Below are 11,497 nucleotides of genomic sequence, written 5' to 3' on the forward strand. Positions count from 1 at the left end.
TTTATTATATTTGACATGGATATTGTTTGTTTTGCGACTTCAAGATACTGAATTTCAGTGTCTTGAGCAATATCTAATTAATATTTTTTACTTCAAATAATTACACCCAACGGGTTAGATAAATATAATTGTGTGATTCATCTTTGATAAATTTAACAAATTTTGCGTCAACATATTCTTGTTCAAGAGTCCATTGATATTTAGCGCCAATTTCACCCACATTATCATTCGATAATTCACTAGTGATTCCTTCTTTTGATAACTAAAAATGGAATATTCATAAATAAATATTTGATTTGTAGCTATATGAATTACTTGTTTTAGATTAGTAAATAAGAATATCTGATTTCCCGTTGATTTTAAACCATTAGACAGAATAGAATATTTATTTTTAAGGGGTGATAAATTATCCTCTCAAACACATCAGCCAAAAGGCTTGAAGTATAAAGGACTATTCAATGTTTTACTAAGTTCGGTGTAAATAGATTGGCTATAAACCTCTCAGCATGCATTGTAATAAGTTGGGTAACTGTGAATTATTTTAAGAACGTGCATTTTTTATTTTTCAAGTTTAATGTAGCTAAAGTATGATATTAATATTCACTTTTTTTATTTAATCACATCATATTTTTTTTTAAGATTGAATTTTTTTTAAAAGATATTAATCTCATTATGCTCATTATCCAATAACTCAAAAGTCCTAATAAGGTTAATTAGCTCAGGGTTAATCTGTGCTAGTCTATTAACTTCAATTTCTGTTTTAGTGAGTTGTTTTTGAGCCTTAACAGGGTCGGTGTTAATTCTGCTTTCAAGATAAATATCAGCTAAATCAGTTCCGTCTGGAACATTTTTATCTTCTATATATCGACTACAATTAATTTTAAATCCTTCCTTTTGAAGTTCCAACGCTATTTTGTTCCAATAATCAAATTCCGACTTATCAGGGTACGCCAAAATAGTGAGATTTTTTTTGTGGCAAAAGCATTTTTTTATTAAAATTCCCTTTACCACCAGTTGCCATCCAAATATAGTTGGATAAAAATAGGCTCATCATTAAAGCCGTCTTTTCTGACTGAACTATGGCAATTCCCTTTTTCTTAGATTCATTTATTAATTACAATCCAGCTTGTTCCACTGGGAAAATTCTACACTTCCAGTAAGTATTTTAGGTTCAGAATAGTTGGTTTTCATTGGCAAATCGTGTACTGTCCGTAAAAGTAAGAAAAGTGTAGACATAAAAAAACGGGTTCGTGAACACGAACCCGTAACTTCATTGAATTTAACCTCGTAGCGAGACCGAGATTTGAACTCGGGACCTCAGGGTTATGAATCCTGCGCTCTAACCGACTGAGCTATCTCGCCATATTTTCAGATGAAAACCATCTTTCAATGCGGGTGCAAATATAAAAATTATATTAGAGGTTACAAGTATATCTTGAAGAAAAAAAAATATTTTTAAAAAGGCTTTTTTATTGGCCATATATTCAATACATTTCCCAAAAATTAATTGTAGCCCATGGATTCAAAAATACGATACGAAATAGAGTTTCCCATAAATTCCTCCCCTCAATTGTTGTACCAATACATTTCGACTCCCTCCGGTTTATCTGAATGGTTTGCTGACAATGTTAATTCCCGTGGAGAATTTTTCACCTTCATTTGGAATGATTCCGAAGAAAAGGCTAGGTTGTGCTCAAAGAAATCTGGCGAAAAAGTAAGATTCAAATGGGTAGACGGTAATAATAAAGATACAGAATACTTTTTTGAGTTAAATATTTTGGTAGACGAAATTACAAAAGACGTTTCTTTAATGGTCATTGATTTTGCCGATAAAGAAGAAATTGAGGAAGCTACACTTTTATGGGAGAATCAAATTTCTGATCTTAAACATGTAATTGGGTCTGTATAGTGATATTGTGTTTTAAAATTTATATTTGTCACGTTTTTTAGTGTGACTTTTTTTTTTATGGATTATGATTAATTTTAACGGTACAATTATGTCTCACGACAGTAGTTTATTGACTCAGAATCGTGCTTTTCTTTACGGTGATGCTGTTTTTGAAACAGTCAAAACTGTAAACTCAAAAATTCTTTTTTTAGAAGACCATTACTTCAGATTAATGTCTTCTATGCGGATTATTCGAATGGAAATTCCTATGAATTTTACTATGGAATATTTTGAAGAACAAATTCTTACTTTGGCTAAAGCCAAAAATATAGAAAATTCCGCTCGTGCCAGAATTACCGTTTATAGAAATAATGGCGGGTATTATTTACCAGAAAATAATACAGTTTCTTTTTTAATCAATGTAGAAGCTCTCAATAATAGTTTGTATTCAATTGATCAAAAAGAATACAAAGTCGATTTATACACTGATTTTTATGTGACTAAGCAGTTACTGTCTTCAATTAAAAACACTAATAAGTTAATAAATATTACTGCAAGTATTTTTGCCAAAGAAAATGGTTTGGATAATTGCTTATTGCTGAATGACAGTAAGAATGTTATCGAAGCAATTCAAGGAAATATTTTTATGCTGACAGGAAATAAACTGATCACACCTCCTGTTTCTGAAGGGTGTTTGAATGGTGTTATGCGAAAACAAATTTTGGCTTTAGCTCAAAAAATAGAAAATTTAGAGGTTGTTGAAGAATTAATCTCTCCGTTTGACCTTCAAAAAGCTGATGAGTTGTTTATAACAAATGTGATTAAAGGGATTCAGCCTATTACCAGATACCGTAAAAAAGAATTTGCATTCAATTTATCTACCATATTGGTGCAAAAACTGAATGAGTCTATAAGTAGTAATTAATTTAAAGATGGATTTTCAGGTGCGTTTGACCAAATTAGGTATTCACCACCTAATTCCATGATTTGTTTTTTCCAAAAGTGAGAAGCGGATTTCCCAATTATTTTATTTTCATAGTTATTTTTAGTAATAATCCATGAACTTTCCTCCATCTCAGATTCTAATTGGTCTTCTTCCCATCCTGTATAGCCTAAAAAGAATCTAATATTATTTTTGTTTATTTTACCACCATTGATAAGTTCTTTAGTGGTTTCATATTCGCCACCCCAATAAATTCCATTGGATATTTCTATACTATTTGGAATTAAATCCGGTACATTGTGTATAAAATAAAGATTGTCTTGTTCAACAGGACCTCCATTGTAAATCTTAAATGAAGCTTTGATATCAGGGACTAAATCATTAATAGTATATTTTAAAGGTTTATTGATGATAAAACCTACAGACCCTTTTTTGTTGTGATCTGCCAATAAAATAACCGATCTATTGAAAGATATATCTCCAATTATCGAAGGCTCTGCTATGAGTAGATGCCCTTTTTCTAATTTTTCTGATATCATGGTTATATTTTTAATTAAATTTAAGAAGAAAAATAAAAATAAACCAAATTTAATCGATAAACGGCATAAAAAAACCTTCTAAAGGAAGGTTTTAGTTATACTTAAAAACTTAAATTAGTTTACAGCACCTTCTAAGTCAGCACCAGCTTTAAATTTAACTACATTTTTTGCAGCAATTTGTATTGTTTTTCCAGTTTGAGGATTTCTACCATCTCTTGCAGCTCTTGCAGAAACTGACCAAGATCCGAAACCTACTAAAGATACTCTTCCACCTTTTTTCAAAGTACTACCTACGTTTCCTAAAAATGATTCTAAAGCTAATTTTGCAGCAGCTTTTGTAATTCCTGCATCAGCAGCGATAGCGTCGATTAATTCTGATTTGTTCATAATGTTTAGTTATTAAATGTTGGTTAAAAAAACTTTGTTAATGATAACAAATTTAGTAGGATTTATGACCTTTACAAGCGTTTTGTTTAATTTTAGTTCGTTTTGTTGATAACTTACTTTTTTTGTTCGTAAAGTAAGGAAAATTCTTTAAAAAATTTCAAAAACCACCCATTTTGTTGAGGTTATTGGGTCTTTGCTTCTTCGGAAAATGTGATCCCATTCAACAATTCCGGTGTACTCATATTCTTTTTACCTGGAAATTGCAGGCGCAACACCTGAATAAACCCATCTTTCACTGCAATTTTTATTTCTTTTTTGCTGGAAATCAGGCTGCCAATGGTATAATTATGATCTTCTAATATCATTTTAGCTTCGTGAATTTTTACATTCCACTCTTCATTTTTGTCACTGATAAAACACCAGGCCGATGGATATGGGCTTAGTCCTCGAATTAAATTGTATATTTCAGCAGCTGATTTTGTCCAATCTATTTTGCAATTTTCTTTATTTAATTTGTAAGCCGTTTTTATTTCGGCATTTTCTTTCTGAATGGTTGTGGTTGCATTTCCCTTTTCAATCAATGCTAATGTCTTCAAAACAGTTTCACTGCCCAATTGCATTAATCTGTCGTGTAACTGTCCTGCATTTTCGTCTGGCGCAATTGCTGTTTCAGAACTTAGTATCATTGCGCCTGTATCTATTTTATCATCGATAAAAAAAGTCGTAACTCCAGTTTTTGTATCGCCGTTTATAATTGCCCAATTAATAGGAGCGGCTCCGCGATAATTTGGCAAAAGTGATGCGTGAAGGTTGAATGTTCCTAATTTTGGCATTTTCCAAACCGCTTCTGGCAACATTCTAAATGCAACAACGACTTGCAAATTGGCATTTAGTGCTTTCAGGTCTTCCAAAAAACTCTCGTCTTTCAAATTTGTTGGTTGTAATAAAGTAAGATTATTGGCCAAAGCATATTCTTTTACTGCCGAATATTTTATTTTCTGACCACGACCAGCCGGTTTATCAGCCGCGGTGATAACACCTACGATATTATAGTTGTTCTTGATTATGGTGTCCAGAATGCCAACAGCAAATTCGGGCGTTCCCATAAATACGATTCGTAATTGCTCCATTATAATTTTAAAGTGTATTTATTGTTTGGTTTTACAGCAATTTTATTGTTTTCCAATAAGTTTTGCAACGCAAAGATAACATCGTCTTCGGTGTTTTTTGATAGTTTTTGAATTTCTCTTGAATTCAAGTCTTGTATTTTTAATAATCCAATAATTTTATCTGAAATCGAGGAAGTATCAGTAATCTTCGTTTTTTTTGAAATACAATAGGAACAAATTCCACAATCGGTTTCCGTTTTTTCGCCAAAATAATCCAAAATCAATTTGCTTTTGCAAACTTTCTTTTCATTTATATAATGTAAAACCGATTCGAATTGGGCAACTTTTTGATTGTTTTGGGTTTCAAGGTATTTCGAAACTCTGTTTATAGTTCTTTCGTCTTCTCGAACTTCATTGAAAATAATAGTGGCATCATTGTTTTTTTTATGATAATCAATAATGGCAAGTCCTTTTAGTTTTTCTAAAATAGAGAGAATAAGGGGTTCTTCGCAATTTGATTTTTTCGCAACCAAAGATAAATTAATTGCCGTTTGAGATTCATAAATTCCTGGATAAGTTCTAAGTATTGATAATAAAACAGGTTCTTCATTTGGATTCAAACTCATATACCGAATCACTTCTTTTGACGGAATCATAAATTGCATCGTGATTTTCTCCGAATATTCTTGAGTCAAGCTCAAAATTCCCTGTCGGTCTAAAAACTGTATCGCATTGAAAGTCTTTAACGTTGGGAAGTTATATTTTTGGCAAAAATGATTCAAATTGAATGAAAATTGTTCATTGATTCCTTCTCCATAAGCGATTTGAAAATAGGTACACAATTTGATGTAAATCTGGGTAAGAATTTTTTTGTCCGGAAGAACGTTGATGAATTGACTTTGGGCTTGAGCCTTGTCGGATGGGCTAGTGAGAAGTACAGCAAAAGCTTTTTCTTCATTTCTTCCTGCGCGACCGGCTTCCTGATAATAACTTTCAATACTTTCAGGAAGATGGATATGTATTACCGTTTTTACGTTGGATTTGTCAATTCCCATTCCAAAGGCATTGGTCGCAACCATTATCTGAGCTTCTTCATTCATCCAAAGACTCATATTCTTCTCTTTTTCCTTAACTGATAATCCACCGTGATAATAAGTGGCTTTGAATCCCAAGGATTGCAATTGCGAGGCTGTTTCCGAGCACGATTTCCTATTTCTGACATATATTATGGAAGGCTGCGGATTCTTCTTCAAGATTTGCTCCATTCGATACAACTTGTCTTCCACTTCAAAAACCATATATGCAATATTTTTTCTGGCAAAAGATTTCTTAAAAATGGCAGGCTTTTCAAGTCCTAATTGAAGAATTACATCATCAAGAACTCGATTTGTAGCTGATGCGGTAAGTGCCAAGAATGGTACTTTGGGAAAATGTGTTTTTAAATTTGCTATTTTCAAATAAGCAGGACGAAAATCGTGTCCCCATTGTGATACACAATGTGCTTCATCAATAGCAATTAAATTGATGGGCAGGTTTTTTATGCGTTCTAAAACCCAGTCGGATTGCAAACGTTCCGGCGATAAGTACAAGAATTTATAATTGCCAAATTCACAATTGTCCAAAAGTGTAATCATTTCATCAGACTGAATTCCGCCAGTCAATGCAATTGCTTTGATATTGAGCTGTTGCAGGCGTTGCACTTGGTCTTTCATCAGCGCTACCAATGGTGAAATGACTAAGCAGATTCCTTCTTTCATCAAGGCAGGAATTTGAAAACAAATAGATTTTCCACCACCTGTTGGCATCAGCCCAAAAGTGTCTTTTTCCTCCAAAACGGAATTTATAATTTCGTTTTGTGGCGACCTAAATTCGTCGTGTTTCCAGTATTTTTGAAGAATTGCTAACGCTTCAGACATTAAAAGGAGTTGTTGTTTAGCCAATAAAAATTAAAAACACAAAATTAAAATCTCTTAAATTATCTAGAAATTTGGTCTAAGATAAATAAAATTCTATTATCAAGTGTGTCTTTTGGAACTTCTATAAGTTCGTAGCCATAATTTTGATAGGTTTCTGTAAGGTGGTTGTGAATGAGTTTTGCCTGTTCGAAGTTCTCGTAACGGGCTTCATCGCTCACATATATTTCCTCCCAAGGCGGAAGAATAAAGATTTTTGTATATAAATTTTCTCGACAAGCCAAGTCAAAATGTGTAGGATAGCTGTCGCCAATATAATGCATATAAGCCAAAACATCAGGAATTCCCCGGTCGATAAAAATAATTTTATCCGTTTCTGTTAAAGCTTTTTTAAATTGTTCTATTCTTCCTTCCAATAGTAATTCGCTGAAAAGCAAAGGGTTTTCAAGAAACAATTGTTCGATACCTTGTTTTTTTGCTTCTAAGGTAACTTGTCTGGAAATTTCTGGATAACAGCAAAAACCTTTGTCTATCAATCCATTGATAATTGTACTTTTGCCAGTTCCTGGCCCGCCAATGATGACTATAATTTCTTTATTCACTTTTTCCAAATAAGGTGCAAATTTACCTAAAGTTATCCAGATTCCGAAAGATTAAATAGACTTATAAGCTTCTTTATTTTTAAAAATCCTAACTTGGCACTTAGTTACTGAATTCTATCCCGAAATGTCGGTACTAAATTCCTAATTCTAAAATCAAAACTGTATATTTGCTTTTATTTTTATTAAAGAATGGACAACGAAAAAGAAAAAGAGACCAGAGAGTTTTATGACAGATTAAAAGTAGAGTTGGATTTGAGCAATTCTTGGCCAGCTTTATATTTGTATAAATTTATTGTACCAAGTGATCAGGACAATATTGTACGTGTAGAAGAAGCTTTTGATTGTATGGGAGCTGTTATAAAAACCACAAAATCCAAAACCGGAAAATTCACAAGTATATCTATCGATGTTATGATGAAAGATTCTCAGGAAATAATTGATAAATACATTGAAGTTTCTACAATTAAAGGCATAATTTCCCTTTAAATATCAAAAATTATAAATTCAAATATGAATTCAAAATATAGTAAAGAAAACGCAAACGATGTTGTTCATCATTTGGAATATAATGCGGAGAGAGACCATTTAATTATTCCCGAATACGGTCGTCATTTACAAAAATTGATTGACCAAGCAACTGCAATTAAAGACAGGGAAGAGCGAAACAAAGCGGCAAAATACATCATACAAGTTATGGGAAGTTTGAACCCTCATTTGCGTGACGTACCTGATTTTCAGCATAAATTATGGGATCAAATCTTCATAATGTCGAATTTTAAATTGAATGTAGATTCACCTTATCCAGTGCCAACTCGTGAAGTTTTGCAGCTAAAGCCGGATGTTTTAAAATACCCGCAAAATTTTCCGAAATACAGATATTACGGAAATAACATTAAGTATATGATTGATGTTGCCAATAAATGGGAGGAAGGCGAAATGAAAAATGCCTTGGTAAAAGTTATCGCCAATCACATGAAAAAGTCTTATTTAAGTTGGAATAAAGACACAGTAAAAGACGATGTGATTTTCGAACATTTATATGAATTGTCTGACGGAAAATTGAACATGCTTCAAAGCACCGAAGAACTTTTGACAACCACAGATTTATTGCGAACAAACAAGCGAGTATCCAATAAAATAACTCCTGCCGGGCAACCAAAAATTCAAAGCAACAAGAATATTAAAGCAGGGAAGTCAAATCCGATGCATAAAAATCAAAACAGAAAACCTTTGTAAGTCAGTTATTAATTAGGAGTTTTAAGCTATGAATTTTTTCGAAATTAGCTTTTAACTTTTAACTCATAACTTATAACTTATAATTCATAACTTATAACTGTAAAAAATGGGAATTTTTAAAATAGAAGGCGGCGTTACCTTAAAAGGTGAAATCACTCCACAAGGAGCAAAAAACGAAGCGCTACAAATTTTATGTGCTATATTATTGACTCCCGAAAAGGTGACTATCAATAATATTCCTGACATAATTGACGTCAATAAACTGATTACCCTTTTGGGAAATTTAGGAGTGAAAATTCAAAAAATTGGAGTTGGTTCCTATACTTTCCAAGCTGATGAAGTTAATATAAATTATCTTGAAACTGATGCATTCAAAAAAGAAGGAGGTTCGCTTCGAGGTTCAATTATGATTGTTGGACCACTATTGGCACGTTTTGGGAAAGGATATATTCCAAAACCGGGTGGCGATAAAATTGGACGTAGAAGATTAGATACCCATTTTGAAGGATTCATCCATCTTGGAGCAAAATTCCGCTACAATAGAGAAGACCATTTTTACGGAGTAGAAGCTCCTAATGGTTTAATTGGAGCAGATATGTTACTTGACGAAGCTTCGGTAACCGGAACTGCAAATATTGTTATGGCTGCAGTTTTAGCCAAAGGAAAAACAACAGTTTATAACGCTGCTTGTGAACCTTATTTGCAACAATTGTGTAAAATGTTAAATTCAATGGGGGCTGAAATTACTGGTGTTGGTTCAAATTTATTGACCATTGAAGGTGTTGAAAGTCTTGGAGGTTGCGTACATAGAATTCTTCCGGATATGGTAGAAATTGGAAGCTGGATAGGACTTGCCGCAATGACCAGAAGTGAAATTACGATTAAAGATGTGAGTTGGGAAAACTTAGGTCTTATTCCAAATGTTTTTAGGAAGCTAGGAATTACTTTAGAAAAAAGAGGCGACGATATTTATATTCCTGCTCACAAAGATGGGTATCAGGTAAAAACTGATATTGACGGTTCTATTCTTACCGTTTCTGATTCACCTTGGCCTGGATTTACACCAGATTTATTGAGCATTGTTCTTGTTGTGGCAACACAATGTAAGGGAGATGTTCTTATTCATCAAAAAATGTTTGAAAGCAGATTGTTTTTCGTAGATAAATTGATAGATATGGGTGCCAAAATTATTTTATGTGATCCGCACAGGGCTGTAGTTATTGGTCACGATTTCAAATCACAACTGAAAGCCACAACGATGTCTTCACCAGACATTCGAGCAGGAATTTCATTGTTGATTGCGGCACTTTCGGCTAAAGGAACAAGTACAATTCAAAACATCGAACAAATTGACAGAGGTTACGAACGAATCGATGAACGATTGAGGGCCATTGGAGCAAAGATTGTAAGAGTCTAGTAAAAAAAACCAAATGACAAACGAACAAACCGCAGTAAGAGCAACTTATTTTAGCATTGTAAGTAATGCAACATTGGCGGCGATTAAAGGATTGGCTGGTTTTTTTGGGAATTCTTATGCTTTGACAGCAGATGCTATCGAATCTACAACTGATATTTTTTCTTCATTATTAGTTTTGTTTGGAATCAAATATTCTAACAAACCAGCTGACAAAAATCATCCTTATGGTCACGGTCGTGCGGAACCATTAGTCACTTTTTTAGTTGTTGGCTTTTTAATTACATCAGCTACAATTATTGCTTATGAAAGCATAAATAATATTGGAACATCACATGAATTACCTAAGCCTTGGACACTAATTGTTCTTGGAACAATAATCATATGGAAAGAATATTCATTTCGTTTGGTGATGAAGCGAAGCAAAGAATCAAATAGTTCTTCTCTAAAAGCAGATGCTTGGCATCATAGAAGCGATGCAATTACTTCGGTTGCTGCATTTGTCGGAATTTCGATCGCATTGATTTTAGGTAAAGGATACGAATCTGCCGATGATTGGGCTGCACTTCTCGCGGCTGGATTTATTTTTTATAATAGTTATAAAATATTCAGACCAGCACTTGGAGAAATTATGGACGAGCATTTTTATGAAGACTTAATAGTTGTAATCAGGAAAGTATCTCTTCAAGTAGACGGAATTGTAAGTACCGAAAAATGTTTTATACGCAAGTCAGGAATGAAATACCACGTTGACTTACACGCCATTGTCAGTGCGGATATCACTGTAAAAGAAGGTCACGAAATATCTCATTTGCTTAAAGATACTTTGCGAAATGAAATTCCGGAATTAGGACACGTTTTGATTCATATTGAACCTTCTGATTATTGAAAATTAATTTATTTTACTCCAAAACATTCAAAATTTTCAAACCAAAAACGACTCCATCTTCTTGAACCCCGTTTTGAAAAGAATGAACATAATCAAAACGAAACAACTTAAATTTTCCAAAACCTAGATTGTCTAAACCAATTGTAACCTCTGAATATGGGTTTTTGTTTGGAACAGCAAGAGCGTGAAATCCTAATACCAAAGTGGAATTTAATTTATTCAATAAAGGGATTTTATTCATAATATATCCTTTGTCATTGTGCTCCAAATGGGCTTCGAAATATGCGTCGTTTGTACTGTTTGAATAATAAGGCAATAGGTTAAAAACGTTCAAATAACGGTCGCTGGTCCCTACGTGTGTTCTGTTTCCGTTGAAATGTTTGTAGTCAACAAAGGAGATGTTATCGCCGTGAATAAATGTTCCAGCCTTCAAATTTATCCCTAATGTTCCTTTGTTTCCAGTCACTATCGACCGACAAAACTAAGATTTAGGCAATAAATTCCTTTTAACCCTAGTAAATGCTAGGATTATTTTGTAAAATAAAAAACCTACCTCCCTATATTTCAGAAGAATTGC

The 11,497-nt window shown here is 33.2% G+C and carries 13 protein-coding genes, 1 tRNA gene and 1 pseudogene; 6 read left to right on the forward strand and 9 right to left on the reverse strand.

Annotated features, from left to right (window positions below):
• Nucleotides 1-651: 651 nt before the first annotated feature.
• The 3 genes from IR213_RS15280 to IR213_RS15285 all read right to left on the reverse strand — a co-directional run bounded on the left by IR213_RS15280 (nucleotide 652) and on the right by IR213_RS15285 (nucleotide 1,362).
• Nucleotides 652-954, reverse strand: coding sequence for a hypothetical protein (locus IR213_RS15280; RefSeq protein ID WP_194313165.1), 303 nt, complete (start codon nucleotides 952-954; stop codon nucleotides 652-654).
• On the reverse strand, nucleotides 941-1,111 hold the full coding sequence (locus IR213_RS16665) for a DUF6371 domain-containing protein (protein WP_394354929.1): 171 nt from the start codon (nucleotides 1,109-1,111) through the stop codon (nucleotides 941-943). The genes IR213_RS15280 and IR213_RS16665 overlap by 14 nt, the downstream gene beginning before the upstream one ends.
• Before the next feature lie 177 nt (nucleotides 1,112-1,288).
• Nucleotides 1,289-1,362, reverse strand: a tRNA-Met gene (locus IR213_RS15285).
• Nucleotides 1,363-1,516: 154 nt separating this feature from the next.
• Between IR213_RS15285 and IR213_RS15290 the strand changes: the two genes are divergently transcribed.
• Together IR213_RS15290 and IR213_RS15295 are read left to right on the forward strand one after the other, a co-directional pair.
• A complete protein-coding gene (locus IR213_RS15290; protein WP_194313166.1) occupies nucleotides 1,517-1,909 on the forward strand; it encodes an START-like domain-containing protein in 393 nt (130 codons plus the stop codon).
• A gap of 64 nt (nucleotides 1,910-1,973) precedes the next feature.
• Nucleotides 1,974-2,813, forward strand: a complete 840-nt coding sequence (locus IR213_RS15295; protein ID WP_194313167.1) for an aminotransferase class IV — start codon at nucleotides 1,974-1,976, stop codon at nucleotides 2,811-2,813.
• Here IR213_RS15295 and IR213_RS15300 read toward each other — a convergent pair.
• The 5 genes from IR213_RS15300 to IR213_RS15320 all read right to left on the reverse strand — a co-directional run bounded on the left by IR213_RS15300 (nucleotide 2,810) and on the right by IR213_RS15320 (nucleotide 7,381).
• Entirely contained in the window at nucleotides 2,810-3,370 is a 561-nt protein-coding gene (locus IR213_RS15300) for a YqgE/AlgH family protein (RefSeq protein ID WP_194313168.1), read from the reverse strand. The two genes, IR213_RS15295 and IR213_RS15300, sit on opposite strands and share 4 nt — an antisense overlap.
• A gap of 114 nt (nucleotides 3,371-3,484) precedes the next feature.
• A complete protein-coding gene (locus IR213_RS15305) occupies nucleotides 3,485-3,757 on the reverse strand; it encodes an HU family DNA-binding protein (RefSeq protein WP_194313169.1) in 273 nt (90 codons plus the stop codon).
• Between the two features lie 182 nt (nucleotides 3,758-3,939).
• Nucleotides 3,940-4,887, reverse strand: coding sequence for a methionyl-tRNA formyltransferase (gene fmt, locus IR213_RS15310; protein WP_194313170.1), 948 nt, complete (start codon nucleotides 4,885-4,887; stop codon nucleotides 3,940-3,942).
• Nucleotides 4,887-6,782: a RecQ family ATP-dependent DNA helicase gene (locus tag IR213_RS15315; RefSeq protein WP_194313171.1), complete on the reverse strand. Its 1,896-nt coding sequence runs from the start codon at nucleotides 6,780-6,782 to the stop codon at nucleotides 4,887-4,889. Before IR213_RS15315 ends, fmt begins: the two co-directional genes overlap by 1 nt.
• 59 nt (nucleotides 6,783-6,841) lie before the next feature.
• Nucleotides 6,842-7,381, reverse strand: coding sequence for an AAA family ATPase (locus IR213_RS15320; RefSeq protein ID WP_194313172.1), 540 nt, complete (start codon nucleotides 7,379-7,381; stop codon nucleotides 6,842-6,844).
• Nucleotides 7,382-7,570: 189 nt separating this feature from the next.
• Here IR213_RS15320 and IR213_RS15325 point away from each other — a divergent pair, with 189 nt between their 5' ends.
• The 4 genes from IR213_RS15325 to IR213_RS15340 all read left to right on the forward strand — a co-directional run bounded on the left by IR213_RS15325 (nucleotide 7,571) and on the right by IR213_RS15340 (nucleotide 10,920).
• The gene (locus IR213_RS15325) at nucleotides 7,571-7,867 is read left to right on the forward strand and encodes a DUF493 family protein (RefSeq protein ID WP_194313173.1); all 297 of its coding nucleotides are present in this window, start codon (nucleotides 7,571-7,573) and stop codon (nucleotides 7,865-7,867) included.
• Between the two features lie 24 nt (nucleotides 7,868-7,891).
• Nucleotides 7,892-8,617: a DUF4290 domain-containing protein gene (locus IR213_RS15330; protein WP_194313174.1), complete on the forward strand. Its 726-nt coding sequence runs from the start codon at nucleotides 7,892-7,894 to the stop codon at nucleotides 8,615-8,617.
• A 106-nt stretch (nucleotides 8,618-8,723) separates the two neighbouring features.
• The gene (gene murA, locus IR213_RS15335; RefSeq protein WP_194313175.1) at nucleotides 8,724-10,034 is read left to right on the forward strand and encodes a UDP-N-acetylglucosamine 1-carboxyvinyltransferase; all 1,311 of its coding nucleotides are present in this window, start codon (nucleotides 8,724-8,726) and stop codon (nucleotides 10,032-10,034) included.
• A 13-nt stretch (nucleotides 10,035-10,047) separates the two neighbouring features.
• A complete protein-coding gene (locus IR213_RS15340) occupies nucleotides 10,048-10,920 on the forward strand; it encodes a cation diffusion facilitator family transporter (RefSeq protein WP_194313176.1) in 873 nt (290 codons plus the stop codon).
• Nucleotides 10,921-10,933: 13 nt separating this feature from the next.
• On the opposite strand, the pseudogene IR213_RS15345 reads toward IR213_RS15340, so the two are convergent.
• Nucleotides 10,934-11,380: pseudogene (locus IR213_RS15345) on the reverse strand (DUF5686 family protein); the annotation flags it as partial.
• Nucleotides 11,381-11,497 lie beyond the last annotated feature (117 nt).

It is taken from the genome of Flavobacterium soyangense, from assembly GCF_015277675.1.
Taxonomy (GTDB): domain Bacteria; phylum Bacteroidota; class Bacteroidia; order Flavobacteriales; family Flavobacteriaceae; genus Flavobacterium; species Flavobacterium soyangense.